At 59.7% G+C, this 24,336-nt stretch carries 27 protein-coding genes; 13 read left to right on the top strand and 14 right to left on the bottom strand.

The features are described from left to right. Positions 1-5 precede the first annotated feature (5 nt). Entirely contained in the window at positions 6-1,220 is a 1,215-nt protein-coding gene (locus KCG87_RS13245; protein WP_210557576.1) for an MFS transporter, read from the top strand. A gap of 230 nt (positions 1,221-1,450) precedes the next feature. Further along, on the top strand, positions 1,451-2,236 hold the full coding sequence (locus KCG87_RS13240; protein ID WP_064586898.1) for a sulfite exporter TauE/SafE family protein: 786 nt from the start codon (positions 1,451-1,453) through the stop codon (positions 2,234-2,236). A gap of 80 nt (positions 2,237-2,316) precedes the next feature. Here the strand turns inward: KCG87_RS13240 and KCG87_RS13235 are convergent, their stop codons facing one another. Next, a complete protein-coding gene (locus KCG87_RS13235; RefSeq protein WP_210557577.1) occupies positions 2,317-2,790 on the bottom strand; it encodes a GNAT family N-acetyltransferase in 474 nt (157 codons plus the stop codon). A gap of 209 nt (positions 2,791-2,999) precedes the next feature. On the opposite strand from KCG87_RS13235, the gene KCG87_RS13230 reads away from it, so the two are divergent. After that, positions 3,000-3,563 (top strand): DUF4174 domain-containing protein, encoded by a 564-nt coding sequence (locus tag KCG87_RS13230; RefSeq protein WP_210557579.1) that lies wholly within the window; start codon positions 3,000-3,002, stop codon positions 3,561-3,563. Positions 3,564-3,651: 88 nt separating this feature from the next. Here KCG87_RS13230 and KCG87_RS13225 read toward each other — a convergent pair whose 3' ends face one another. From KCG87_RS13225 to KCG87_RS13215, 3 genes are all read right to left on the bottom strand, one after another. Next, positions 3,652-4,272 carry a retron system putative HNH endonuclease gene (locus KCG87_RS13225; protein ID WP_210557581.1) on the bottom strand — a complete coding sequence of 207 codons (621 nt, stop codon included), beginning with the start codon at positions 4,270-4,272 and terminating at the stop codon, positions 3,652-3,654. Next, positions 4,265-5,632 carry an AAA family ATPase gene (locus tag KCG87_RS13220; RefSeq protein WP_134785941.1) on the bottom strand — a complete coding sequence of 456 codons (1,368 nt, stop codon included), beginning with the start codon at positions 5,630-5,632 and terminating at the stop codon, positions 4,265-4,267. The genes KCG87_RS13225 and KCG87_RS13220 overlap by 8 nt, the downstream gene beginning before the upstream one ends. Positions 5,633-5,729: 97 nt before the next feature. Further along, positions 5,730-5,924, bottom strand: a complete 195-nt coding sequence (locus KCG87_RS13215; protein ID WP_135295385.1) for a hypothetical protein — start codon at positions 5,922-5,924, stop codon at positions 5,730-5,732. A gap of 196 nt (positions 5,925-6,120) precedes the next feature. On the opposite strand from KCG87_RS13215, the gene KCG87_RS13210 reads away from it, so the two are divergent. Beyond that, on the top strand, positions 6,121-6,429 hold the full coding sequence (locus KCG87_RS13210; RefSeq protein ID WP_135295386.1) for a hypothetical protein: 309 nt from the start codon (positions 6,121-6,123) through the stop codon (positions 6,427-6,429). Between the two features lie 62 nt (positions 6,430-6,491). Here KCG87_RS13210 and ampC read toward each other — a convergent pair whose 3' ends face one another. Next, positions 6,492-7,658, bottom strand: a complete 1,167-nt coding sequence (gene ampC / locus KCG87_RS13205; protein ID WP_210557583.1) for a class C beta-lactamase — start codon at positions 7,656-7,658, stop codon at positions 6,492-6,494. Between the two features lie 160 nt (positions 7,659-7,818). Between ampC and KCG87_RS13200 the strand changes: the two genes are divergently transcribed. Further along, a complete protein-coding gene (locus tag KCG87_RS13200; RefSeq protein ID WP_150369707.1) occupies positions 7,819-8,691 on the top strand; it encodes a LysR family transcriptional regulator in 873 nt (290 codons plus the stop codon). Between the two features lie 132 nt (positions 8,692-8,823). Here the strand turns inward: KCG87_RS13200 and gudD are convergent, their stop codons facing one another. Together gudD and KCG87_RS13190 are read right to left on the bottom strand one after the other, a co-directional pair. After that, positions 8,824-10,167: a glucarate dehydratase gene (gene gudD / locus KCG87_RS13195; protein ID WP_135295388.1), complete on the bottom strand. Its 1,344-nt coding sequence runs from the start codon at positions 10,165-10,167 to the stop codon at positions 8,824-8,826. A gap of 34 nt (positions 10,168-10,201) precedes the next feature. Beyond that, positions 10,202-11,548, bottom strand: a complete 1,347-nt coding sequence (locus KCG87_RS13190; protein ID WP_210557586.1) for an MFS transporter — start codon at positions 11,546-11,548, stop codon at positions 10,202-10,204. A gap of 366 nt (positions 11,549-11,914) precedes the next feature. On the opposite strand from KCG87_RS13190, the gene KCG87_RS13185 reads away from it, so the two are divergent. Both KCG87_RS13185 and KCG87_RS13180 read left to right on the top strand, forming a co-directional pair. Next, complete coding sequence (locus tag KCG87_RS13185; RefSeq protein ID WP_134785948.1) at positions 11,915-12,628, top strand: FadR/GntR family transcriptional regulator; 714 nt, start codon at positions 11,915-11,917, stop codon at positions 12,626-12,628. Between the two features lie 92 nt (positions 12,629-12,720). Beyond that, positions 12,721-12,951 (top strand): hypothetical protein, encoded by a 231-nt coding sequence (locus KCG87_RS13180; RefSeq protein WP_007965409.1) that lies wholly within the window; start codon positions 12,721-12,723, stop codon positions 12,949-12,951. A gap of 134 nt (positions 12,952-13,085) precedes the next feature. Here KCG87_RS13180 and KCG87_RS13175 read toward each other — a convergent pair whose 3' ends face one another. After that, positions 13,086-13,979 (bottom strand): DMT family transporter, encoded by an 894-nt coding sequence (locus KCG87_RS13175; RefSeq protein ID WP_210557588.1) that lies wholly within the window; start codon positions 13,977-13,979, stop codon positions 13,086-13,088. Between the two features lie 101 nt (positions 13,980-14,080). On the opposite strand from KCG87_RS13175, the gene KCG87_RS13170 reads away from it, so the two are divergent. Then, complete coding sequence (locus KCG87_RS13170) at positions 14,081-14,944, top strand: LysR substrate-binding domain-containing protein (protein ID WP_210557777.1); 864 nt, start codon at positions 14,081-14,083, stop codon at positions 14,942-14,944. Between the two features lie 121 nt (positions 14,945-15,065). Here the strand turns inward: KCG87_RS13170 and yegQ are convergent, their stop codons facing one another. After that, positions 15,066-16,400, bottom strand: coding sequence for a tRNA 5-hydroxyuridine modification protein YegQ (gene yegQ, locus KCG87_RS13165; protein ID WP_210557589.1), 1,335 nt, complete (start codon positions 16,398-16,400; stop codon positions 15,066-15,068). Positions 16,401-16,592: 192 nt separating this feature from the next. Between yegQ and KCG87_RS13160 the strand changes: the two genes are divergently transcribed. After that, positions 16,593-17,279 carry an isochorismatase family protein gene (locus tag KCG87_RS13160; RefSeq protein ID WP_210557591.1) on the top strand — a complete coding sequence of 229 codons (687 nt, stop codon included), beginning with the start codon at positions 16,593-16,595 and terminating at the stop codon, positions 17,277-17,279. 117 nt (positions 17,280-17,396) lie between these two features. Next, on the top strand, positions 17,397-18,458 hold the full coding sequence (locus KCG87_RS13155; protein WP_027613894.1) for an AI-2E family transporter: 1,062 nt from the start codon (positions 17,397-17,399) through the stop codon (positions 18,456-18,458). On the opposite strand, the gene KCG87_RS13150 is transcribed toward KCG87_RS13155, so the two are convergent. The 3 genes from KCG87_RS13150 to KCG87_RS13140 form a co-directional block, all read right to left on the bottom strand. After that, complete coding sequence (locus KCG87_RS13150) at positions 18,455-18,637, bottom strand: hypothetical protein (protein WP_097087786.1); 183 nt, start codon at positions 18,635-18,637, stop codon at positions 18,455-18,457. The genes KCG87_RS13155 and KCG87_RS13150 overlap by 4 nt on opposite strands. A gap of 102 nt (positions 18,638-18,739) precedes the next feature. Next, the gene (locus tag KCG87_RS13145) at positions 18,740-18,934 is read right to left on the bottom strand and encodes a hypothetical protein (protein WP_025108897.1); all 195 of its coding nucleotides are present in this window, start codon (positions 18,932-18,934) and stop codon (positions 18,740-18,742) included. 229 nt (positions 18,935-19,163) lie between these two features. Then, a complete protein-coding gene (locus KCG87_RS13140; RefSeq protein WP_007965394.1) occupies positions 19,164-19,514 on the bottom strand; it encodes a hypothetical protein in 351 nt (116 codons plus the stop codon). A gap of 257 nt (positions 19,515-19,771) precedes the next feature. Here KCG87_RS13140 and KCG87_RS13135 point away from each other — a divergent pair, with 257 nt between their 5' ends. Further along, a complete protein-coding gene (locus KCG87_RS13135; protein ID WP_135295394.1) occupies positions 19,772-20,590 on the top strand; it encodes a shikimate 5-dehydrogenase in 819 nt (272 codons plus the stop codon). Between the two features lie 212 nt (positions 20,591-20,802). Then, a complete protein-coding gene (locus tag KCG87_RS13130) occupies positions 20,803-21,321 on the top strand; it encodes a cupin domain-containing protein (protein ID WP_210557593.1) in 519 nt (172 codons plus the stop codon). Positions 21,322-21,453: 132 nt separating this feature from the next. On the opposite strand, the gene KCG87_RS13125 is transcribed toward KCG87_RS13130, so the two are convergent. Next, positions 21,454-22,098: a DUF480 domain-containing protein gene (locus tag KCG87_RS13125; RefSeq protein ID WP_210557595.1), complete on the bottom strand. Its 645-nt coding sequence runs from the start codon at positions 22,096-22,098 to the stop codon at positions 21,454-21,456. 125 nt (positions 22,099-22,223) lie between these two features. Between KCG87_RS13125 and KCG87_RS13120 the strand changes: the two genes are divergently transcribed. Then, the gene (locus KCG87_RS13120) at positions 22,224-22,733 is read left to right on the top strand and encodes a DUF1993 domain-containing protein (protein ID WP_007965386.1); all 510 of its coding nucleotides are present in this window, start codon (positions 22,224-22,226) and stop codon (positions 22,731-22,733) included. 240 nt (positions 22,734-22,973) lie between these two features. Here KCG87_RS13120 and sstT read toward each other — a convergent pair whose 3' ends face one another. Then, positions 22,974-24,206, bottom strand: a complete 1,233-nt coding sequence (gene sstT, locus KCG87_RS13115) for a serine/threonine transporter SstT (protein WP_098968087.1) — start codon at positions 24,204-24,206, stop codon at positions 22,974-22,976. Between the last annotated feature and the right edge of the window lie 130 nt (positions 24,207-24,336).

Genomic DNA, 24,336 nt, shown 5'->3' with positions numbered 1-24,336 from the left:
CTGTCATGACCGACTCCGCAAGCACCGAATTCACCCGCCTCGACCACGCCACCCGTGCAGAAAAATTGCCCTATGCCGCGTTGCTGGCGTTCGCCATGACCGGCTTCATCGCCATCCTCACCGAAACCCTGCCGGCCGGGCTGCTGCCGCAAATCGGCGCCGGGCTTGGGGTCAGCGAAGTGCTCGCCGGGCAACTGGTGACGCTGTATGCGCTGGGCTCGATCGTCGCGGCGATTCCGCTGACCGTCGCCACCCGGGGCTGGCCACGGCGGCGGGTACTGCTGATGACGGTCGGTGGCTTCCTGGTGTTCAACACCGTGACTACGTTCTCCAGCCATTACGGCTTGACCTTGGCGTCGCGGTTCTTGGCCGGGATGGCGGCAGGGCTGTCGTGGGGAATCATGGCCGGCTACGCCCGTGGCATCGTGCCGGTGCACCAGCAGGGACGGGCGTTGGCAATCGCCATGCTCGGCACCCCGGTGGCGCTGTCGCTGGGCACCCCGGCGGGAACCTGGCTGGGCAACCTGATCGGTTGGCGCGCTTCGTTCGGGATCATGTCGGCGCTGGCGTTGGTGCTGGCGGCGTGGATTGTGCTGGCGGTGCCGGATCGTCCCGGCCAGACCAGCGCCGAACGCCTGCCGTTGCTGCAATCGCTGCGTCTGCCGGGCGTACGGCCGGTGCTGTTCGTGGTGCTGACCTGGATGCTTGGGCACAACATTCTCTACACCTACATCGCGCCATTCCTGATGCAGGCCGGGCTGGCCGAGCGCGTCGATCTGGTGCTGCTGGTGTTCGGCCTGTGTTCGCTGATCGGGATCTGGATCATCGGCCTGCTGGTGGACCGCTGGTTGCGCTGGCTGACGCTAATCAGCCTCGTGCTGTTTGCTGTGACCGCACTGGTGCTGGCGCTGATATCCCCGTCACCGTGGCTGATCTACACCTGCATGGCCGTGTGGGGCCTGTCGTTTGGCGGCTCGGCGACGTTGCTGCTGACGGCTGCAGCGGATTCGGCTGGCGAGCATGTGGACGTGGTGCAGGCGATGCTCACCACCTCCTGGAACGTGGCGATTGCTGGCGGCGGTCTGTTTGGCGGGTTGCTGCTGGATCGGGCGGGGGCGATGTCGTTTCCATGGGCATTGTTGATCCTGTCGCTGATCGCGCTGGCGACGGTGTGGATCAACCGGCATCACAGTTTCAAAGCGGGCCGGCGCGTGCATTGATCTACCTGGCACCCTATAACCCCTGTGGGAGCGGGCTTGCTCGCGAAAAGGGCGTGTCAGTCGATATCTACGTGAATGACACACCGCCTTCGCGAGCAAGCCCGCTCCCACTCAGATAAAGGCGGTGTGGCTGGAAGGCATAACGATAGACCGCATCGATATATGTGGTTATATGAAAAATCGCTATGCTGCGGGCCAGATTTTTCCTGTCGTTTTTTCTGGACGTCTTAATGGAATTGGCAAATTTCGGCCTGGTGATTGCCGGGCTGGTGGTGGGTTTTATTGTCGGCATGACCGGTGTCGGCGGCGGTTCGTTGATGACGCCGATCCTGCTGTGGTTCGGCATCAACCCGGCAACAGCGGTGGGCACCGACCTGTTGTACGCGGCCATTACCAAATCCAGTGGCGTGCTGGTGCACAAGAAGAACAACAACATCGACTGGGCGATCACTGGCTGGCTGACTCTCGGCAGCGTGCCGGCAGTCGCCATGACCCTGTGGTTTCTCAGCACCCTGCACACCGCGCCCGAGGCGATGAACGCGATCATCAAACAGGCCTTGGGCTTCGTGCTGTTCGCCACGGCGCTGGCGATTCTGTTCAAGAAGCGCCTGCTCGAATTCGCCCACAAACGCGCGGGCGGCAACTACAACCCGAGCGGCGCGCGCCTGAATGTGATGACAGTGATCACCGGGCTGATCCTCGGCACCATGGTCGCCCTGACCTCGATCGGCGCCGGCGCCCTCGGCACGGTCGCGTTGTTCATCCTCTATCCGCTGCTGCCGACCCGACGTCTGGTTGGCACCGAAATCGCCCACGCCGTGCCGCTGACCCTGGTTGCCGGTCTGGGCCATGCGAGCATGGGCAACATGGATTGGGGCGTGCTGGGCTTTCTGCTGATGGGCTCGCTGCCGGGCATCTGGCTGGGCAGCCACCTGACCGGGCGCATTTCCGATGAATTGCTGCGCCCGTGCCTGGCGACCATGCTGCTGTTGATCGGCTATAAACTGGCGTTCTGATGTAGGAGCTGCCGCAGGCTGCGATCTTTTGATCTTCGTTTTTACAATCAAGATCAAAAGATCGCAGCCTGCGGCAGCTCCTACACTGGGGTATTAAGGATGTTGAATTTCATGACGGTCACCGGCAAATCCTCGTAGACCAGATCCTCGACCACCTCCCAACCCAACCCCGCATACAGCGATTGCGCAGCGTCGGTGTACAGATACAACTCAGTCACTCCCAGCGTCGCCGCCTCGGCGACGATCCTGTTGACCAGTTGCGAAGCAACCCCGCGTCCACGCTCTTCAGCCTTCACATAAACCCCCGCCAGCCAAGGCGTCAGCTGGGGACGGATCTTCATGTCGCTGTCGATCAGCAGCGCGCCACCGAGCAATCTGTCGTCTTCAATGGCCACCACCACGCTGGGAACCGCACCCTTGCCGCAGGCCGCGCGCATCCGCTCGGTGCGGGCTTCAAGGGTATCGCCGTCACGGAATTCGCCCCATTCCTTGAAATTGAGTTCGGCGAGTTCCTCAATCAAATGCGGGTGATCGCACAGGTAGTCGATGTGCATGGGTTGAACTCCATTTCGTGGGCAGAATGACCACCCTAATGCGCTCACAAAAGGTAATCAAATCCGCGTCACGATTACGCCGATGCAGTTGCGCAATGACGCGGCTGACCTAAGCTTCTGACAAGGCGAAACATATTTGCCGGGCACGACCCCGGAACAATCGCCGCGATGCGCAATCATTAGAGCGTGGATATCAAAAGGAGATGCGCATGCTCATCAGGTCACTGACCCTGACACTCTTGCTGGCGATTGCCGGCCCCTTGTTCGCCGCTGACAATGACTCGCCCATAGCCGGGGATATGGGACGGGCCCGACCGTTGATTGTAATCGCACAAAGCACCGTCGACCCGGTGTGGGTGGGGCTGAAAAAGTCGCTGGAAGATCCGGCGAACAAGAAGGGCGTCGCCGACCGCAACATCAAGGTCTACACCATCCTCAATATGGCCGGACAACTTGATGGCAAGGATCTCGGCCAGCAAGACACCATGGCTTTGCTGCGGTCGCTGAAACTCGGTGCCGGCGCGTATCCTAAAGTGTTCCTGCTGGGCAAGGACGGCGAGACCAAACTGTCGGCCTCGGGCGATGAAGCGAAATCGGTGGACCTGAAGAAAATCTTCGACACGGTTGACGCGCTGCCGGCCAGCGAAAAGGAAATCAGCGCACCGACGGTCGCTGAAACCAAGGCCACCGCCGCCGAACCGGCAGCCAAGAAAGGCGCCAAGGCGAGTAAACCGGCGAAACCGAGCAAACCACCGGAAATGCCGGATGATTGATTGAGGCAGGCTCTGAATAAAAAATGGCGAACGGTTTAAACGATCGCCATTTTTTTTGTCCGCGGGAATGACCACGATACTTTGAACATCAGGGCAGGAGCTGACGGATGACATTGACCAGAACCGGAGAAAAAGCCGCAAGTTGGCCATTCTTGGGAGTCAGCATGTCATCAAGGAGAATGCCCAGAAGCTCTTCATCTTCAAGGTCGTCGGGTTGCATGCCTCCTGTAAAGATCAACTGATCAACCAGTTGTTTCCGTGCCCCTATGAGTCCGCGATTGCTTTCTTCGGTATGACCGAGATTCAAAATTTCCAGAGCTGAATTTGCCCGTTCAGTTTTGCCGGTCACTCTGCCGGACAGATAAAACTTCAATTCCGACTCGCATTCCTCCATCAAGGGCGTCAGATCTAGTGGGCGCGTGCCTCGATGATGTCCACATTGATTCTGGCGCTGGCAACTGGCGACGATGTTGGTGAACTCCAAGGTGCGATTGGGAGCTTTATCCTGGGCCTCAACGTGCTCGTTATGTGAGTTGTCGCCTGCAATGGACTGGCAGCAATAGGCGCAAAGGCTGAACTGTTCCGCTATACAGGCCGTGCGCACGCTCACGCGTTCTTCGCCGGGCAGGTCCCGGTAACGTAATGTTGTGTTGGCGCGTTTCCATCTGATGAGTTGTTCCGGCTCGGCTCCCTTGGTGATCTTACGCACGGCGCAACTCCAGTTTGCGCAGCAACAGCGCAGCTTTCGCCAGTTCGATATGACCGTCCGGAAGTTCTTCTGCCAGTTCGGCGAATAGTTTTTGTGCGGTTTCCAGATCACCGTCCTGCAAGCGTTCGAGCAGTGCGTTCAAGCGTTTTTGAACGTCGCTGTTACGGATGTCGGTGTCCATGACTTCCAGCAAAACCTGATTGGCATCAAGTCCGTACAGGCCGTTGTGTTCGTGGAGTTCACCGTCATTGAGTACGTAAACCAGCACATCCTTGGCGTCGCTGATGACCAGTGGCGAGTGGGTGGTCAGTACGAACTGACAGTTGGGGAAGGTTTCGCTCAGTTGGCGGATCAGACTGCGTTGCCATTTCGGGTGCAGGTGCAGATCCACTTCGTCGATCAGCACGATGCCGTCCCCGTGGAGCGGGTTGTCCAGCGACTGGTTCATCATTGCCAGGCGGCGGGCGATATCACCGACCAGCGCCATCATCGACTTCTCGCCTTGCGAGAGTTGGGCGACGTTGAGGGTGACGCCGTCCTTGTCGATAGCCATGTGTAGACGCGGCTTGCGTTGCACGCGCAGGTTGGTGAAGCCGGGCATGAAAGCGGCGATGGCGGAGCGGACGGCGGTCAGTTGGCGGTCGCGGGAAGAAGCTTTCAGTTTGGATAGAGTTTTCCAAACGTCGCTGTCAGTACCGAACTTTTTGGAGATTTCCAACAATGCGCTTGTGGATACTCCAGTCTCGTTTTCACTATCTTCACGTTCACGAAACCATTCGAAAAAGCGCCGGAAGTCGACGCCTCGATTCAAAGAGTTGTCGTACCCATCCAACTGATCAAAGGTGTGTTTGGTTTTTATTTTAAGTGGTATTTCCAAAACCGAACGCTCGACGGGGTAGTAAGCGATCAGTGGAAGAGACGCCTTATCATTGGCAGTCAGTTGATTGCGATAGTGGTCTGCCAAGCGAGTTGCATCCGCTAACGTGCTGTGCATGGAGTGTTTTCTACCCTGCCTCCCGCGGCCAATACCCCAAACAAAAAGGCTATTGTCACCATCGGAGTCCGAAGGGAGGGGCGTTGTAGACGATTCGTCAATTACAGAGACCAACACTAATGCTGCGTTAGCTCCATTCTGAATGTCTTCCTCAGCCAGATGATTGCCATTGCCTTTCTCGTTACGAACTCTTGCGACCAGCCAACTCAGCGAGTTTGCTAAGGATTTAAGAAGAGTGGTTTTCCCGGCGCCATTGTTCCCAACCAGTACGGTTACGTTAGAAGGGTGTTCTTGGGTAGGCGCCAGTCGAACGTTAACATCGGCGAACCGACCGACATTCGTGAGCCTCAATCTGTAGATTTCCATTACAACGCCCTTCGAGGGTCAGTCGGTTAAAAAGCTTTGGCGCGCATTATGTCATCCCCGGCCACGGATTGATTCGATGGAGTGTAGATACTCCATTTCACCCGGTCACCCATGAAAATAGTTGCCGCATATTCCCACCAGAATGAGCTGCGCAACACCCTTCAAATTCCTCGGATATTTCCTTCAACGCGCGGCGGCGTTGGTGAACTGGTGGCTTGGGTCGAACGCCGATAACCTCTTCGGGCCGCTGCAAAATCAGCGGCCGGATGTGGAAGTCCGTTTGCAGACTCATTCACCAAGCTCCGTTATGCGCATGGCGACATCTTTTATGTCAACATCGCGACCTTACGGTGGCTGTACGCGGGAGCGCTTTTGAGTGCGCCGGGTTAGGGTGATTGGCTCGGTCTTCCACACCTGCGTGCAGCTGCCACCCTCATGTGGAAGTGAGATGGGTAGCGTTTTCAGCAATCCCCATTGGAGTTTCACCCATGAAGAAAACGGATGTCGAATCACCTGAAATTTCCACCAGTTCAAGCAAACCCCGCTATATCCCCATCACCGGCATCGACTGCCCGATCCCCTGTCTCCTGATCGACCGCGAAGCCCCGGTAGACGTACTCCACGGCACCGCCGCCTACCGATTACGAAGCGTGACTCAACTGCTGGAAACCCTCTCGCTCGGCGACGGCATCGGCCACGATGCCTTGTTGCTGCAGGATTTCGCCCGGGTGCTGGCAATCCCTCTGCGCGACAGCTGCGACCTGATGGATGTATTGGGCTGGAAGCTACAGGCGTAGTTTTCAATCCCCTCAAATAAAAATGGGCGACCTTCACAGGTCGCCCATTTTTCATGGTCCGATTACCGGGTGAGCTCACCCAGAATCTTGTGCGCAATCTTCACCCGCTCCGCATTCGGGTAGTTCCGGTTCGCCAGAATCACGATCCCGACTTTCTTCGACGGTACGAATGCGACATACGCGCCGAAGCCACCGGTGGATCCGGTCTTGTTCAGCAACACGTTCGCCGGCTCAGGTTGTGGCGGATTCAGCCATTTGACCTTGTGCGCTTCCATGGCCATCGGCGTCGAGTTGCCGTCCAGCAGGCGGTCGAGGCTGATCGGGTAGGTGTAGCGTTCCCAGCCCAGGCCCTGGGTCATGTCGCCGACGGTGTAGTAGCCGGTGTGGGTGAGGGCGATGGCTTTTTGCACGGGTGATTCGAGTTTGGCGGTGTCGAGGTTGGCCTGGACATATTGCAGCAGATCCGCGGCGCTGGTTTTTACGCCGTAGGCTTCGGAGTCGAGGGCGCCGGGGCTGACTCGAATCGGTTTGTTGTTCTTGTCATAGCCTTGGGCGTAGAGCTTTTGTTCAGACGCCGGCACCGACAGGAAGGTGTGCTTGAGCCCGAGTTTCGGCAGCAGGGTTTCAGTCATGACCTGATTGAACGGTTGGCCAAGGCTTTTCGCCGCCAGATAGCCGAACAGGCCGATGCTCGGGTTGGAATACAGGCGATGGCTGCCGACCGGAAAAGTCGATTTCCACTGTTGGTAATAGCCGAGCATCTTGTCGGAAGAATCCGCAGCATCCGGGAATTGCAATGGCAGGCCGCCGGCGCTGTAAGTGCCCAGTTGCAGCAGGCTGATGTGGTCAAAAGCGCTGCCTTTCAGCTCGGGCCAGTGCTGGCTGGCCTTGTCGGAGAATTCCAGTTTGCCGCTGGCCTGGGCGTAGGCGGCGAGGGTTGCGGTGAAGGTTTTGCTCACCGAGCCGATTTCGAACAGGGTGTTTTCACTCACCGGTTGCCCGGTGCTTTTGTCGGCGACACCGTAGTTAAAGTAGTGCACCTTGCCATCGACGGTCACGGCCACGGCCAGCCCCGCAATGTCCTGTTGCTGCATGACCGGGGTCACGGCGGCCTTGACCAGCGCCTGCAACTGATCGTCGGTTTGCTGGGCAGCCATGCACGCGGTGGCAGCGAAAATCAGGCCGAAAGCGCTGCGAGAAATGACTTTGCTCGGATTGATGAATGACATAAATGAACCACTCTCCATGAGTGTTGAGGGTGTTATCCCGCTAGACTGCGGGCAATTGCAATGTTGGGCAGCTGATCAGCGCCGACAATTTAGGCAGTCTGGCACTCGTCGACAAACGATGATATTTCGGATGAGCCATTAGAAAAATTTGGGACTGGGCATGATTCGACCTCAATTGCCGCTCAATGCACTGCGCGCGTTCGAAGCTTCGGCGCGTCATCTGAGCTTTACCCGTGCCGCCGTGGAGTTATGCGTGACTCAGGCGGCGGTGAGCCATCAGGTGAAAAGCCTCGAAGCGCAACTCAACGTCACCCTGTTCAAACGCCTGCCCCGCGGGCTGATGCTGACCAGTGAAGGCGAGACCCTGTTGCCGGTTTTGACCACGTCGTTCGATCATATCGCGCAGATGCTCGAGCGGCTGGCCGGCGGTCAGTATCGGGAAATGTTGACCGTGGGTGCCGTCGGAACCTTTGCGGTCGGTTGGTTGCTGCCACGGCTGCCAGACTTCCAGGCGAAACATCCGCTCATAGATTTGCGGCTGTCGACTCACAACAACCGGGTCGACGTCGCGGCCGAGGGGCTGGATTACGCGATTCGTTTTGGTGCCGGGGCGTGGCACGGCATCGAGGCAACGCGTCTGCTGGATGCGCCACTGTCGGTGCTGTGCGTGCCGGAAATTGCCCGGCAGTTGCATACCCCGGGCGATCTGCTGCAACAGCGCTTGCTGCGTTCCTATCGCACCGATGAATGGCCGGAATGGTTTCATGCCGCCGGCCTGGCGACCCACGCGGCGCCGCCGCAGAGCATTGTCTTCGATTCGTCGCTGGCGATGATGGAAGCCGCGCTGCAGGGCAGCGGGGTGGCGTTGGCACCGCCGCTGATGTTCGCCCGACAACTGGCGGCGGACGTGATTCGCCAGCCATTTGCGATTGAAATCACCACTGGCAGTTATTGGCTGACGCGCTTGCAGTCACGGCCGGAGACGGCGGCGATGACGGCGTTCAAAAACTGGCTGCTGCAAATCTCTGCCTGACACAAATCCCCTCCTGTGGGAGCGGGCTTGCTCGCGAAGGCGGCGTGTCAGTCAACTCAAATATTGACTGATGCACCGCCTTCGCGAGCAAGCCCGCTCCCACAGGGACGGCAGTGGACTGCAGATCAGAATTCAGCGCACCAGACACGGCCGCTTGTTATCGAACGTCCACCCCGGTATCAAAAACTGCATCGCCACGCTGTCATCCCGCGCGCCGAGACCCATGCCTTTGTACAGTTCGTGGGCCTTGGCCAGCTGATCCATGTCCAGTTCCACCCCCAGCCCAGGTTTCTGCGGCACTTGCACGCAACCGTCGACAATTTGCAGCGGTGCCTTGGTCAGACGCTGGCCGTCCTGCCAGATCCAGTGCGTGTCGATGGCGGTGATGTCGCCCGGTGCCGCTGCCGCGACATGGGTAAACATCGCCAGTGAGATATCGAAGTGGTTGTTGGAGTGTGAGCCCCAGGTCAGGCCCCACTCATGGCACAACTGCGCGACACGTACCGAGCCTTGCATGGTCCAGAAGTGCGGGTCGGCCAACGGAATGTCCACCGACTGCAACTGAATGGCGTGGCCCATCTCGCGCCAGTCGGTGGCGATCATGTTGGTCGCCGTCTTCAGTCCGGTTGCGCGGCGGAACTCGGCCATGACTTCGCGCCCCGAGTAACCGTTTTCCGCACCGCACGGGTCTTCGGCGTAAGCCAGCACCTTATGTTGATCGCGGCACAGGCGGATCGCTTCTTTCAGTGACCAGGCGCCGTTCGGATCAAGCGTGATACGCGCCTCGGGAAAGCGTTCGGCCAGTGCCGTCACGGCTTCGATTTCCGCGTCGCCGCTAAGCACGCCGCCTTTGAGTTTGAAGTCCTGGAAACCGTATTTCGCCTGGGCCGCTTCAGCCAGGCGCACCACCGCTTCGGCGCTCATGGCCTTCTCGTGACGCACGCGGAACCAGTCGTTATCGGCGTCCGGTTCGCTGCGGTAGGCGAGGTTGGTCTCGCGTTGATCGCCGACATAAAACAGATAACCGAGCATCTTCACTTGATCGCGCTGCTGCCCCTCACCGAGCAGCGCCGCGACCGGTACGTCGAGGTGTTGCCCGAGCAAGTCGAGCAGGGCGGCTTCGAGTCCGGTGACCGCGTGGATGGTGATGCGCAGGTCGAACGTCTGCAGGCCACGGCCGCCGGCATCACGCTCGGCGAAGGTCTGGCGCACCTGATTGAGGATCTTCTGATAGTTGCCGATTGTGCTGCCGAGCACCAGGCTGCGGGCGTCCTCCAGCGTCTGCCGGATGCGCTCGCCACCGGGCACTTCACCGACGCCAGTGTGGCCGGCGTTGTCCTTGAGAATGACGATATTGCGGGTGAAAAACGGCCCGTGGGCGCCGCTCAGGTTGAGCAGCATGCCGTCGTGGCCGGCCACGGGAATCACCTGCATGTCAGTGATGATTGGCGCTTTGGCAGTGTCGTGTGCGGTCATGTTTTTATCCTTGTCAGCATTCTTCAAAACGAATTCAGGCGTGCTTCGGCGCGGCTTCGGCCACGGCGATGTCAGCAGTCGGTTTCGGGGTGGTGCGTGCAGCGAAGACGATGATCGCGGCGATGATCGAGGTTGCGGCCAGGCCGTAGAGGCCGCCCTGAATCGAACCAGTGTGTTCTTCGAGCAGGCCGAAGGTGGTCGGCGCGACGAAGCCGCCGAGGTTGCCCACCGAGTTGATCAGTGCGATCACTGCCGCGGCGATCCGTGCATCCAGATAGGCCTGCGGAATCGGCCAAAACAACGATGAGGCGGACTTGAAGCCCAGCGCGGCAAAACAGATCGCGACAAAGGCGAAGATCGGCCCGCCGGTGGTGGACATGAACATCCCCGCCGCGGCGATCAACAACGCGGTGGCGACCCAGGCCTGCTGGTGCTTCCACTTGGCCGAGAAGGCGGCGAAGGCGTACATGCCGACGATCGACAGCAACCATGGAATCGAGTTGAACAGCCCGACCTGGAAGTCACTCATCTCGCCCATTTTCTTGATGATGCTCGGCAGCCAGAACGTCGCGGCGTAGATCGTCAGCTGGATAAAAAAGTAGATCAGGCAAAACAGGATGATCTGCCGGTCCTTGAGCAGTTTGCCCATCGACGGGCGGATCGGCGTCGCGGCTTCGCGGGCCTTCTGTTCATCATCGATGGCGCTGACCAGTGCGTCCTGTTCGGCGCGGGTCAGCCATTTCGCGTCGTGGGGTTTGGCGTCGAGCCAGAACCAGACGAACACGCACAGCCCCACGGAAAACATCCCCTCGATGAAGTACATCCATTGCCAGCCGTGCATGCCCAGACCATTGATCTGCAAGAGCAGGCCGGACAGCGGGCCGGAGATCAGCGAGGCGACTGCCGACCCGCTGAGGAAAATCGCGATCGCCTTGCCGCGTTCGGCGCCGGGCAGCCAGCGGGTGAAGTAGTAGATCACCCCGGGAAAGAACCCGGCTTCGGCCACGCCGAGCAGAAAGCGCAGGATGTAAAAGTGCGTTTCGTTCTGGATGAACGCCATGCCGGCGGCGACCAGGCCCCAGGTAAGCATGATGCGGGTGAGCCAGATACGCGCGCCGACTTTCTGCAAAAGCATGTTGGACGGCACTTCGAACAGCGCGTAACCGATGAAGAACAGACCGGCGCCGAAGCCGTAGGCGGCAGCCCCGATGCCCAGATCATGTTCCATGTGAGTGCGGACGAAACCGATGTTCACCCGGTCAATGTAATTGACGATGAACATGATCACGAAGAGCGGCAGGACGTGGCGTTTCACTTTCGAGATGGCGGACGCGAGTGTCGAATCGACGCCCTCGTTCATCCCGGAGACGGAGGTTTTCACTTGGTTTTCTCCCACTGATTATTTTTATGCGGGGTAGGGCTGGATGCTGCGTTGTTGATAGACATCATACAACTTGGATTTTTTGTCCTACAAGTGGGGTGGAGCGATTAAATTTGTCTGGTGAACAGATTTTTTATTTCTTTTTGGGATTTGTCCCCGTTTTCATTGGTTCAAATCGCACCCATCAGACGTGCATTTCGGTTCGCGATCCAAATTTTCAAACAGGGCGTAGGGCTTGGTTGTTGCGGTTTTTTTCGTTTTATTGAATGTTGTCATACAAGTTGCTGGCTGTTTCAGCGCTAAAATCGATCTCGTCAGCCACCGCGCAGTGCTACGATCGACAAGCCCCGATGACCGGAACCGATCATGCAAGAAGACCTCGACGCCCCTGCGCCCAAACGTGCACACAACCTCGCACACGATCTGGTGGAGAAACTCACCCAGAGCATCCTGCTTGGCCAGTTGTCGCCCGGCGACAAGCTGCCGTCGGAGAACGCCATCGTTCAGGAGCACGGCGTCAGTCGCACGGTGGTGCGCGAAGCGATTTCCAAGTTGCAGGCCTCGGGCCTGGTCGAGACGCGGCACGGCATCGGCAGTTTTGTCATCGAGCGCGCTGCCGAGCAGGGCTTGCGCCTGAATGTCGACACCGCTCTCGGGGTGCGCAGCATTCTGGAATTGCGCATGGGCCTGGAGACGCAGGCTGCGGCGTTGGCCGCGTCACGTCGCAGCGAGCAGCAATTGCTGCAAATGCGTCAGGCGCTGGATGACTATCAGCGTTTGCTGGACAGCAATGACAGTTGTGTCGAGGCTGATCGACGTTTTCATCTGCTTATTGCCGAAGCCACCGGCAACGTCTGCTTCAGCGAAATCATGCAGCACCTGGGCAGCGCGATGATTCCACGTCAGCGGCTCAATGCCGCCGAGCGTGGCGCGGCGGATCTGAGCAAGCTGGGGCAGTTGGCCCATCTGGAGCACGAAGCGATCCTGAATGCGATCAAGCGGCAGGATCCGGACGCGGCGCGCGCGGCCATGTGGCTGCACCTGACCAACAGCCGCGACCGTTTCAGTTCTCAAGGCTGATTGCCGTTGGTCTGCTCGATAGCACCGCCTGCAGATGCACGCTTCCAAGCTGTATGGCCCGGGTTCTCCGGACCTCCTTGGTGAGGTGTGTCATGGCTAATGATTTGCTGTTTCAGGGTGGTGTGCTGCCGACCGATCCAACCCGTCCGGTACCCGGCACGGATGAGCCGACACTGGCCGATCACGATGCGCCGCCGGGCATGAGCCCGGGGCGCGATCCGTTGAGTGATGCCGATCGGCCGGAAGACTGGAAGGACCCGGCGGCGGACGATGATGTGCCGCCAGCGGATGAGCCGACGCCGTTGTCGGATGACAGGCGCTGAGGCTAACCCGGCATGAGATATTTATAGTCTGCGCCGGCCCTTTCGCGAGCAAGCTCGCTCCCACAGGTAGAACGCATCCCCCTGTAGGAGTGAGCCTGCTCGCGATGGGGTCATAGCCTCAGTAAAAACCTCGATCAGACCTCAATCGGTCGACCCTCCACCCGCCGCTCCAGATTCAACGCCAGCACACTGATCAGCACCACCGCCGACCCCACCAGCACCATCAGCGTCGGTCGCTCGCCCAATCCCAGTGAAGCAATCCCCATCGCCGTCGGTGGTATCAGGTACAACGTCATCGTCGCCCGGCTCAAGTCCACATGCTTGAGCACAAAGCCCCAGGCCAGATAGGCCAGTGCACTGGGAAACACCCCCAACGCCAGAACTGCCCACTGCACTTGCAGCGGCGCTTTCACCACCGCCGCACCCAGCCCCGGCAGATAAATCAGCAACAGCAGTGTCCCCGACCACACCGCGTAACAAGCCAGACTGAAGCCGTCATAACGCCGGGCGTGATGTTTTTGCAGGGCGAAGTAAATGCTCCATGACAGCGCTGCCAGCAGGATCAGCAAGCCATGCGCGTCGATCTGCCCCAGGCCCCGATCGGCGCTGACCACGATCACCACGCCGACCAGTCCCAGCAAGACGCAGCCCCATCGCCAGACACTGACCTGATCCTTGAACACGTAACGCGCCAGCAGCGTACTGAACAGCGGGCTCGACTGTGCCAGTACGCTGGAGGCGCCGGCACTGACGCTTTGCTGGCCGATGTTCAGCGCCACGTGATGCAGGCTGACGGCAAAAAATCCCAGGGCGAACAACAGCGGCACATCGCGCGGTTGCGGCAGGCGAATGCCCTTGAACGCCGCGATCACGGCCATAAACAACGACGCCAGCAAAAACCGCAGCAACGCCAGATGCCCGGGGTCGTAGGCTTGCAGGCCGATGTGAATGCCGGTGGGTGAATAGGCCCAGCAGCCGACCACGAAGGCCATGGCCAGAATGATTTTCAAGGGAGAAGGAGACGGCATGATCGGCGCACCGCAAGGGTTGATGCGCCGATTATCCGGGCGGCCAACAAGTCTCCACAACTGACTTATACTGTGCTGAATGTTCACTTTGAGTGATGAGTATGGAGCTGGCGCAGATCCGCATGTTCAAGACCGTGGCCGACGAGGGCAGCATTGCCCGCGCCGCTGAAAAGCTGTTTTGTGTACCGTCGAACATCACCGCACGGATCAAGGCGTTGGAAGCGGAACTCGGTGTGGCGCTGTTTCTGCGCGAGGGGCGCGGGCTGCGGATCAGCCCGGCGGGGCAGACGTTTCTCGCCTATGTCGAGCGGATTCTGGCGCTGACCGCCGAAGCCAAGCGCGCGGTGGATCCCGCCGCCGAACCGTCCGGCCCGCTGCGTATCGGCGCGATCGAGTCCTCGGCCACCGGGCGTTTGCCCCGACTGTTGGCCAAGTTTCACCAGCGCTATCCGCAGGTGGCGCTGGAGTTGACCACTGGCACCTGGGGCCAATTACTCGACGACACCGTCAGCCATCGCCTCGACGGTGCGATCGTCGCGGTGGACGTCGAGCGAGCGCAACTGAAACGCACGCCGATGTACCGCGAAGAATTGCTACTGATTGCCTCGACATCATTCGGCCCGGTGCGCGACATCCACGATCTGCAGGACAAAACCGTGTTCATGTGGCCGCAGGGCTGCCCGTATCGGGCGGCGCTGGAGCACTGGCTTTTGCGTCAGGGGCAGGCGCTGCCGATTGTCAGCTTGGCCAGTTACGGGGCGATTGTCGGTTGCGTGAGTGCTGGCGCCGGGGTGGCCTTGGTGCCTAAAGGCGTGTTCGAGCAATACGCCAAAGGCGCTGGATGCGTGGGCTATGAGTTTCCCGAACTGACGGCGATCGACAACCTGTTTTACTGGCACGAAAACGCCGGGGTACACCCGGCGCGTGAGGCGTTCGTGGCGATGTTGCGTGAAGAATTCCTCTGATCACATCCAGCGCGCACCTGTAGGAGCTGCCGCAGGCTGCGATCTTTTGATCTGGTTTTTCAAAAATAAAGTCAAAAGATCGCAGCCTGCGGTAGCTCCTACAGGGGAGGAATTCAGGGGTTCAGGGAGTCAAGTCGCGCATCAGCAGGCCAAAGCGCAAGTCCACCGCATCCGGAATCGGCAGGTACACCGTGTGCCCATCCCCCGGCGCAACCTCGATCGCTTCACCCTTGGCACTCTTTAACTGGTGCAGATCGAAGTGGAAATTGCCCTTGGGCGTCATCAGTTCCAGATGATCGCCCAAGGCAAAACGGTTCTTCACTTTGACCTCGGCCAACCGGTCGCGGCGCTCGCCGGTGAGTTCGCCGACGAACTGCTGACGCTCTGACACCGAGCTGCCGTTCTGATAATTCTGGTATTCGTCATGCACATGGCGACGCAGGAAACCTTCGGTGTAGCCGCGCTGGGCCAGTGATTCCAGATCGGTCATCAGACTGCGGTCGAACTCGCGCCCGGCCACTGCATCGTCGATCGCCCGTCGATAGACCTGGGTGGTGCGCGCGCAATAGAAGTGCGATTTGGTCCGGCCCTCGATCTTCAACGAATGCACGCCCATGCGCGTCAGGCGTTCGACGTGCTGCACCGCGCGCAGATCCTTGGCGTTCATGATGTAGGTGCCGTGCTCGTCTTCAAATGCCGGCATCAACTCATCGGGGCGATTGGCTTCCTGCAGCAGAAATACCTGATCGGTCGGCGCGCCGATGCCCAGGGTTGGCTCCGGCTGGAAGGTCTGCACGATCTCGCCGAGCTGGTTTTCCGTGGCTTGCTGCGCCGAATACTTCCAGCGGCAGGCGTTGGTGCAGGTGCCCTGATTGGCGTCGCGCTTGTTCATGTAGCCCGACAGCAGGCAGCGCCCGGAGTAGGCCATGCACAGCGCACCGTGGACGAACACCTCCAGCTCCATGCCCGGTACCTGTTCACGGATTTCACCGATTTCTTCCAGCGACAGCTCCCGCGACAGAATGATCCGGCTCAGGCCTTGTTGCTGCCAGAACTCGACGCTCGCCCAGTTCACCGTGTTGGCCTGCACCGAAAGGTGGATCGGCATCTGCGGGAAATGCCGGCGCACCAGCATGATCAGGCCCGGGTCGGACATGATCAGCGCGTCCGGCGCCATCTCGATCACTGGCGCCAGATCCTTGAGGAAGGTCTTCAGTTTGGCGTTGTGCGGGGCGATGTTGACCACCACGTAGAAGCGCTTGCCCTGGGCCTGCGCTTCACGAATGCCGAGGGCGAGGTTGGCGTGGTCGAACTCGTTGTTGCGCACCCGCAGGCTGTAACGCGGCTGGCCGGCGTAGACCGCATCGGCACCGTAGGCGAAGGCATAGCGCATGTTCTTCAGGGTGCCGGCAGGGGCGAGCAATTCCGGGGCGGCGAGGGGGAGGTCTGGCTTCATGGCGGCATCGGTCGCAAAAGCGCGGCAGGGTAGTGCAGTGGCAAGTGCGGTTTATTGATCTGGATCTACGTTTGAGTGTGTGGACTTTATCTGTGCAGAAAGGGCACAGATCATGTGCCGGTTTCACTGTGTTCGGTGCGGCGGTGGCTGCTTAAGATTCGCTTGTCAAATCAACCGAGGCAGGACTTTCCCATGCAGAACTTTACTCGCCGCTTTCTCACCGCTTGTGCATTTTCCGGTGTAATGGCCAGCAGCGCAGCGATGGCCGACAACCACCCGACCATTCGGGCAATGTCCGGCGCGACACCGGCTGATCATTTGCCAGCGGGCAAATCCGCACTGGTGGTGATCGATTTCCAGAATGAATATTTCAGCGGCCGGATGCCGATCCCGGACGGTGCCGCTGCCCTGGCGAAAACCCGTGAGCTGATCACTTTCGCTGACAGTCACAAGATCCCGGTGTATCACGTGCAGCACGTCGCACCGGCCGGCTCGCCAGTGTTTGCCATCGATGGCCAGACCGTCAAATTTCACCCGGACATGCAGCCGCGCCCGCAAGACGTGGTGCTGCAAAAGAGCACCGTCAGCGTGTTCGCCAGCACCGACCTTGACCAGCAACTGAAAAAGGCCGGCATCCAGACCCTGATCATTTCCGGCCTGATGACCCACGCCTGCGTGGCGGGTGCCGCACGGGACGCCGCGCCTTTGGGCTACAACGTGATTGTCGCGTCCGATGCCTCGGCGACCCGCGCCATCACCCGCGCCAACGGCGTGTCTATCGACAAGGATTCGCTGCACAAGGCCGCGCTGGCGGAAGTCGAAGACACCTTCGGCGACGTGTTGAGCACTGCGCAGATCGTCAAACTGCCGGTGCGCTGATTAGCCGGGCTGCATCGTCCAGGCAATCTATGCTCCATGAACAAAGATGGCACTCGCGCGCGCCCCGGCTGACTAAGGTTCGGGGCGTGCGAGACGCCTGACTGACATGGATCGGACATGAACGAAAAAACCCTGCAATTCAAATCCCTCACCGTGCTGTTGCTGTTGGTGACGGTCGCCTTCATCTGGATTCTGCTGCCGTTCTACGGCGCGGTGTTCTGGGCGGTGATTCTCGGCATTCTGTTTGCGCCGATGCAGCGCAAGTTACAGCTCAAATTTGGCTGGCGGCGCAACCTGACAGCGCTCTGCACTCTGGGCATCTGCCTGGTGATCGCGATTCTGCCGGTGATCATCCTCAGCATCCTGTTGGTCCAGGAAGGCGCGACGGTTTACAACAACATCGAAAGCGGCCAGCTGGACATCGGTGCCTATCTGGCACAGTTCAAACACAGCTTGCCGCCGTATTTTCAGCATTTGCTCGATCGCTTCGGCATGGGCGAACTCAACGGTCTGCGCGAGAAAATCGTCAAGGCGTCGATGCAGGGCAGTCAGGTGCTGGCCAGTCAGGCGTTCAGTTTCGGTCAAGGCACATTCGAGTTCGTGGTCAGCTTCGGCATCATGCTGTACCTGCTGTTTTTCTTTCTGCGCGATGGCGCCGAGCTGGTGCGCAAGGTACGCACCGCGGTGCCGTTGGAAGAGAGCCACAAACGCCGTTTGCAGTTGAAGTTCAATCGGGTAGTACGCGCGACGGTCAAGGGCAACCTGGTGGTGGCGGTCACTCAGGGCGCATTGGGTGGGGCGATTTTCTGGTTTCTCGACATTCCCAGCGCGTTGCTGTGGGCGGTGCTGATGGGCTTTCTGTCGCTGTTGCCGGCGGTGGGTGCGGGGATCGTCTGGGCGCCGGTGGCGGTGTACTTCCTGCTCAGTGGGATGATCTGGCAGGGCGTGGTGCTGGGGCTGTTCGGGGTGTTTGTGATTGGCTTGGTGGACAACGTGCTGCGCCCGATCCTGGTCGGCAAGGACACGCGCATGCCGGATTACATGATCCTCATCTCGACCCTCGGCGGCCTCGCGGTGTTTGGCCTCAACGGTTTCGTGATCGGGCCGCTGATCGCAGCGCTGTTCATGTCCAGTTGGGCGTTGTTCATCGAGACCAAACCGAAAGTCCAGTTGCCTTAAGCGTGGAATGGGCCGCTGACGATTTTCTGTGACAGGGCCTGTGCGGCGGGCAGTGAAGTGAGCGGGCCGCTGATCGGCTCGCCATCGCGCACCAGATACCAGCAGGCGAGCAATCCCGACGCTCTGAGCGATGCGGGAACAGCGCTACCGACTACCGACATGATTTGAACCTGAGCCATGACAAGTACCTCCATCAATCTGTGGAGCTACCTTAGGGATTCGCTGCGCTCAGGGACAATCAACGCTTTCGATAGTGGTCATTGATCACAGTGAGGGCTGCATCAGTCGACAACCTGGTCGAGCATGTGCACCACTTCGCGCTCATTGAGCAGGCCCTTGTGCACGAGATTCTCCGCCAGCAGCGAAAGAAACTTGGCGCAGCGGTGGCCTTCCAGGTGTTTCAGTTCAGTCAGCGCGCTGTACACCTTGCTTGAAGTGCACAGGCCGACGATGCGGTGCGGATTTTGTGTAGGCATGGGTCGTCCTTGTTTTTATCAACCTGTTGTTTACGGACGGATTCAGATTGCGGTTCCGTCATGACAAATAGATGACCGTTTCGTGTTTTGCCCCCGACGGTCAAGTCCATCATGCCGACTTTAGCTGCTGGAACTGTCCTCACAGCGACCTTGGCGAGATTTTTTCAGACTCTGCCCGACCGACGGTCATAAAAAAGCCCCGCTATTAAGCGGGGCTCGTTGTTTGCGATTACCAGCGCGGGCCACCGTAGTAGCCGTGTGGCCGGCCGTAGTAGCCGCGTGGTGGGCCGTAGTAGACCGGGCCAGGCACGTAGACCGGTTGTTGCACATAGACCGGCGCCGGCTGGTAGTAGACCGGTGGCGGCGGTTGTTGCACGTAAACCGGTGCCGGTTGAGCGTAAACAGGCTGTTGCACGTAGACCGGCCGGTCCTGGTTGATCAAGGCGGAGCCGATGATGGCCGAGCCGACGATCGCACCAAACACTGCCGGACCCTGCCAGCCACCGCCGTGGGCTTCTGCCTGACCTGTGATAGCGAATGCACCAATCAACAAGGCCACGATGGGGAGTTTACGAATCATGATAATTCCTCGGTTCTTCGACCCGGCGTCCGGGCCTGCACCAGGCCCAAAGTTGTCGCGGGGATACTTCTATGACAGCGAAATTCTGAAAATCAGCACAGCCGCTGGGTAAATTTTGTGTAAGGTCTGTACCGGCTTCTTTACCGGTCGGTCAAAGGGGCTCGCAGCCCGTTGCAGACAGGCGCCTATGATCGTCCAGAACCCGATGGAATGGCTAACTCCGTCCATCCGAAAGTCCGTTTTCAAGGAGAAGTTTCATGCAGATGAATCCCAACAAAGACACCCAGCTGTGCATGTCCCTGTCAGGGCGCCCCGGGAACTTCGGTCTGCGGTTTCATAACCATTTGTATGAGCAGTTGGGCCTGAACTTCTATTACAAGGCGTTCAGCAGTCAGGATCTGCCGGGGGCCGTTGGCGGCATTCGTGCGCTGGGGATTCGTGGTTGCGGGGTGTCGATGCCGTTCAAGGAAGCCTGCATCGCGCTGGTCGATGAGCTGGATGCGTCGGCAGCGGCGATCCAGTCGATCAACACCATCGTCAACACCCACGGCCATCTCAAGGCTTACAACACCGATTACATCGCCATCGCGCAATTGCTGGAAACCCACGCGGTACCGCAAGACACGACGTTCGCCCTGCGCGGCAGCGGCGGCATGGCCAAAGCGGTGGCCAGTGCCTTGCGCGATGGTGGCTACAAGAATGGCTTGATCGTTGCGCGTAACGAGCGCGCCGGACGGGCACTGGCGGACTCGCTGGGCTATCGCTGGCAGGCGGATTTGGGCGAAGAGCGGCCGCAGATGCTGATCAACGTCACCCCGGTGGGCATGGACGGCGGGCCGGAGGCCGGGCAACTGGCGTTCGAGCCTGAAGTGATCCAGGCCGCCGACACGGTATTCGATGTGGTAGCGATTCCGTCCGAGACGCCGCTGATCGTGCGTGGGCGGGCTGAGGGCAAGAAGGTGATTACCGGGCTGGAAGTGATTGCGATCCAGGCGCTGGAGCAGTTTGTGCTGTACACCGGGGTGCGGCCGAGTGAGGAGCAGTTTGCGGCGGCGGTGGCATTTGCTCGCAGCTGATCATTGAGTTTTGCGCTGATCCATCGGGCCTCTTCGCGAGCAAGCCCGCTCCCACAGGTATCAGGTTGCAACACAACCAGGTGAGCAACCACAAATCCTGTGGGAGCGGGCTTGCTCGCGAAGGCCGCGACTCGGTTGTTAGTCGGTTGCCTATACTGCGGCCTCAGCAAGCCCAGACTTGCCCCTCATAAAAAACCTGATCGAGGCTCCCCATGCATCCGCCCATCCTCAACCTGCACCAGGTCGAACTCGAATCCCTGCCCGAAGCCCTTGCCCCGGAAGGCGAAACCGCTGGTCGCTATCAACAACGCATGGCGCGCATCGGCCAGCAGCTTGGTGCGCAGAAACTCGGCTATCGGTTGTACGCCTTGCCGCCAGGCATGCGCGGCAGTCCGTTTCACAGCCATCGGGTCAATGAAGAGATGTTCTATGTGGTGGCCGGGGAGGGCGAAGTGCGGCTGGGGGCCGAACGCTTTCCGATCCGCGCGGGCGACGTGATCGCCTGCCCGCCGGGCGGCCCGGAAACGGCGCATCAGATCATCAACACCAGCGACGCGGAACTGCGTTACCTGGCGGTCAGCACCCAGCAGCAACCGGATATCTGTGAATACCCGGACTCCAACAAATACGCGGTGATGGACAACTTCAAAGTCGATGACCAAGGCAATGCGTCAGGCTTCGTTGCCGTGGCGCGGCAGGCGGATGGTGTGGATTACTGGGATGGTGAATAAATAGAGATCTTCGGCTTGGTGCAGACCCTGTGGGAGCGGGCTTGCTCGCGAATGCGGTGTGTCATTCACAGTGATTCGACTGACACAGCCCCTTCGCGAGCAAGCCCGCTCCCACCATAGGATTGGGGGTGATTATTCGAGGCGCGCCAGGCGTTCTTCCAGTGCGGCAATCCGTGCTTCCAGTTCTTCGATGCGTTCAACTGACACACCGCTGGTCGCGCGTTCCCCAGGATTCTGCCGCGCCGCCAGGATCGCCTCGATATCTGCCGGATCGCCCAGCGCATGGGTGTAGCGGTCTTCACGCTGACCGGCCTGACGCGGAATCAACACCGCCAGTCCGCGCGCGATCAGGCGCTCAAGCTGATGCACCACTTGCTCGGCATCTTCGAAGTCATGCATGCGGCCGCTGCGGGTCAGCAGCTCATTCACTGTCTGCGGGCCACGCAGGAACATCAAGCCAGTGAGAATCACCTGGGCCGGCACCAGTTCCAGCGCCTTGTCGAGCTTGTGCTCCCAGCGATCGGCGCGACTGCCCATGACCAGTTTGGCGTAACCGTGGCTTTCCAGCGCCCGCAGGCTCTGGCCAACCTGGCCTTGAGTCAGGTTCATCACCGGTTCACGGCTGGTTTTCTGATTGCAGGCCAGCACCAGTGCATTGAGGGTCAGCGGGTAGGTTTCCGGGCTGGTGGCCTGTTTTTCGATCAACGAACCCAGAATGCGGATTTCCGTGGCGTTGAGCCGTGGTTCGTCGGTGGTGGTTGCAAGTTCGGTGGTCATCGCGCGTTCCCTCTGCAGTCGAAGGCGCCTAGCCTAATCCTTGGCTAACAAAAGGCAAGCCGTGTGGTCATCAAGCATGGCTATAATCGCCTCCACGTTCCACCCAGCCACTACACGAGACTGCCATGACCATTTCCCTGTACGCCGCATCCGTCCCGGTTTTTCAACAAATGCTCAACGCCCTGAGCGATGTCCTGAAAAAGGCTGAAGCCCACGCCACCGAGAAAAACATCGACCCGAACGCCTTCCTGCAAGCGCGCCTGTACCCGGACATGTTCCCGCTGGTGCGTCAGGTGCAGATCGCCGTCGACTTCGCCAAGGGCGTTTCCTCGCGTCTGGCCGAAGTCGAAATCCCGAAATATGACGACACCGAAACCACCTTCGCCGAGCTGCAGGCGCTGATCGCCAAGGTTCTGGCCTACATCGGCGAGATCAAGCCGGAGCAGATCAACGGCAAGGAAGGCATCGAGATCGTGACCCGTCCGGGCACGCCGAAGGAGAAGCGCTTCAGCGGCCAGGCTTACCTGCTGAGCTACGGTCTGCCGCAGTTCTTCTTCCACGTCACCACCACCTACGCGCTGCTGCGCCACAACGGTGTTGAAGTGGGTAAACGCGATTACATGGGCGCGTACTAAATCGTTAGAAGCCCTCACCCTAGCCCTCTCCCAGTGGGAGAGGGGACTGATCGCGTTGTTTGTTCGAGATACGCCGACTTGATCTATCGAGTCGAACTCAAGACTTGAATCCGACAAAGATCGGCTCCCTTTCCCCCTCACCCCTTGGGGGGAGAGGGTTGGGGTGAGGGGGGAAAGATCTCGGCCACAAAAAAGCCCGCCAGGGTTCACACCTTGGCGGGCTTTTCATTGCAGCAATTGTTACGCAGTGCGCTGGGCTTTCGCCTCTTCACCCAGGCACGCCGCGGCGGTAAACAGCACATCGGTGGACGAATTCAACGCCGTCTCCGCCGAGTCCTGCAACACCCCAATGATGAAACCGACTGCCACCACCTGCATGGCAATCTCGCTCGGGATACCGAACAGGCTGCACGCCAGCGGAATCAGCAGCAGCGAGCCGCCGGCCACGCCCGAGGCGCCACAGGCGCAGATCGCCGCGACGACGCTGAGCAGAATCGCGGTTGGAATGTCCACGGCAATCCCCAGCGTGTGCACCGCGGCCAGGGTCAATACGGTGATGGTGATCGCCGCGCCGGCCATGTTGATGGTTGCCCCCAGCGGGATCGATACCGAGTAGGTGTCTTCGTGCAGGCCCAGGCGCTTGCTCAGTTCCAGGTTGACCGGAATGTTCGCCGCCGAGCTGCGGGTGAAGAACGCGGTGATCCCGCTTTCGCGCAGGCACTTGAGGGTCAGCGGATACGGGTTGCGGCGCAGTTTCCAGAACACGATCAACGGGTTCATCACCAGCGCGACGAACAGCATGCAGCCCAGCAGCACACCCAGCAGGTGCGCGTAACCGATCAGTGCGCCGAAGCCCGAGGTCGCGAGGGTCGAGGCCACCAGACCGAAAATGCCCAGAGGTGCGAAGCGAATCACCACGCGCACGATCAGCGTCACGCCGTTGGACAGATCGCCGAGCACTTCGCGGGTGGTGTCACCGGCGTGGCGAATGGCAACGCCCATGCCGATCGCCCAGGCGAGAATGCCGATGAAGTTGGCATTCATCAGCGCGCTGACCGGGTTATCGACCACGCTCAACAACAGACTTTGCAGCACCTCGGCGATGCCGCCTGGCGCGGTGACTGACACGTTGTCGGTGGATAACACCAGATGCGAGGGAAACGCCATGCTGGCGACAACCGCCACCACCGCCGCAGCGAATGTGCCGAGCAGATAAAGAAACAGGATCGGCCGGATGTGGGTTTCCTGGCCGTGCTTGTGGTTGGCAATCGACGCCATCACCAGCACGAACACCAGAATCGGGGCCACGGCTTTCAGTGCCGAGACGAACACTTTGCCGATGAACGCCGAGCCTTTCGCCGCTTCCGGGGCGAACAGCGCCAGAGCGATACCGGCAATCAGGCCGATCAGGATCTGCGTGACCAGGCTGAGGTTTTTCAGGCGTTGCAATAGAGAAGGGGATGAAGCGGTCATAACGGCATCTCTGATTTTTTATAGGGTGCAAGGTTGCGTGAAACCGGTGATACATCGGGGGGCAGGTCACCGGCACGAACCGAAAGGGCTGACGCGCGATCAACGCTGTTAAACGGGGCGCTGAACAGGG

This window comes from Pseudomonas sp. MWU347 (assembly GCF_017947305.1).
Lineage (GTDB): Bacteria > Pseudomonadota > Gammaproteobacteria > Pseudomonadales > Pseudomonadaceae > Aquipseudomonas > Aquipseudomonas putida_A.
Note: the sequence above shows the minus strand (reverse complement) of the source record. Positions and strands in the feature narration are given on the sequence as shown.

Bases quoted from the DNA above. Each gene is read 5' to 3' on its own strand.
- KCG87_RS13200 (WP_150369707.1), top strand. From the start codon at position 7,819: ATGATTCGACCTCAATTGCCGCTCAATGCACTGCGCGCGTTCGAAGCT.
- KCG87_RS13155 (WP_027613894.1), top strand. From the start codon at position 17,397: ATGAACGAAAAAACCCTGCAATTCAAATCCCTCACCGTGCTGTTGCTG.
- KCG87_RS13130 (WP_210557593.1), top strand. From the start codon at position 20,803: ATGCATCCGCCCATCCTCAACCTGCACCAGGTCGAACTCGAATCCCTG.
- KCG87_RS13185 (WP_134785948.1), top strand. From the start codon at position 11,915: ATGCAAGAAGACCTCGACGCCCCTGCGCCCAAACGTGCACACAACCTC.
- KCG87_RS13140 (WP_007965394.1), bottom strand. From the start codon at position 19,514: ATGATTCGTAAACTCCCCATCGTGGCCTTGTTGATTGGTGCATTCGCT.
- KCG87_RS13220 (WP_134785941.1), bottom strand. From the start codon at position 5,632: ATGGAAATCTACAGATTGAGGCTCACGAATGTCGGTCGGTTCGCCGAT.
- KCG87_RS13145 (WP_025108897.1), bottom strand. From the start codon at position 18,934: ATGCCTACACAAAATCCGCACCGCATCGTCGGCCTGTGCACTTCAAGC.
- gudD (WP_135295388.1), bottom strand. From the start codon at position 10,167: ATGACCGCACACGACACTGCCAAAGCGCCAATCATCACTGACATGCAG.
- KCG87_RS13125 (WP_210557595.1), bottom strand. From the start codon at position 22,098: ATGACCACCGAACTTGCAACCACCACCGACGAACCACGGCTCAACGCC.
- KCG87_RS13240 (WP_064586898.1), top strand. From the start codon at position 1,451: ATGGAATTGGCAAATTTCGGCCTGGTGATTGCCGGGCTGGTGGTGGGT.
- KCG87_RS13180 (WP_007965409.1), top strand. From the start codon at position 12,721: ATGGCTAATGATTTGCTGTTTCAGGGTGGTGTGCTGCCGACCGATCCA.
- sstT (WP_098968087.1), bottom strand. From the start codon at position 24,206: ATGACCGCTTCATCCCCTTCTCTATTGCAACGCCTGAAAAACCTCAGC.
- yegQ (WP_210557589.1), bottom strand. From the start codon at position 16,400: ATGAAGCCAGACCTCCCCCTCGCCGCCCCGGAATTGCTCGCCCCTGCC.
- KCG87_RS13160 (WP_210557591.1), top strand. From the start codon at position 16,593: ATGCAGAACTTTACTCGCCGCTTTCTCACCGCTTGTGCATTTTCCGGT.
- KCG87_RS13135 (WP_135295394.1), top strand. From the start codon at position 19,772: ATGCAGATGAATCCCAACAAAGACACCCAGCTGTGCATGTCCCTGTCA.
- KCG87_RS13210 (WP_135295386.1), top strand. From the start codon at position 6,121: ATGAAGAAAACGGATGTCGAATCACCTGAAATTTCCACCAGTTCAAGC.
- KCG87_RS13170 (WP_210557777.1), top strand. From the start codon at position 14,081: ATGGAGCTGGCGCAGATCCGCATGTTCAAGACCGTGGCCGACGAGGGC.
- KCG87_RS13120 (WP_007965386.1), top strand. From the start codon at position 22,224: ATGACCATTTCCCTGTACGCCGCATCCGTCCCGGTTTTTCAACAAATG.
- KCG87_RS13215 (WP_135295385.1), bottom strand. From the start codon at position 5,924: ATGAGTCTGCAAACGGACTTCCACATCCGGCCGCTGATTTTGCAGCGG.
- KCG87_RS13235 (WP_210557577.1), bottom strand. From the start codon at position 2,790: ATGCACATCGACTACCTGTGCGATCACCCGCATTTGATTGAGGAACTC.
- ampC (WP_210557583.1), bottom strand. From the start codon at position 7,658: ATGTCATTCATCAATCCGAGCAAAGTCATTTCTCGCAGCGCTTTCGGC.
- KCG87_RS13230 (WP_210557579.1), top strand. From the start codon at position 3,000: ATGCTCATCAGGTCACTGACCCTGACACTCTTGCTGGCGATTGCCGGC.
- KCG87_RS13245 (WP_210557576.1), top strand. From the start codon at position 6: ATGACCGACTCCGCAAGCACCGAATTCACCCGCCTCGACCACGCCACC.
- KCG87_RS13175 (WP_210557588.1), bottom strand. From the start codon at position 13,979: ATGCCGTCTCCTTCTCCCTTGAAAATCATTCTGGCCATGGCCTTCGTG.
- KCG87_RS13150 (WP_097087786.1), bottom strand. From the start codon at position 18,637: ATGGCTCAGGTTCAAATCATGTCGGTAGTCGGTAGCGCTGTTCCCGCA.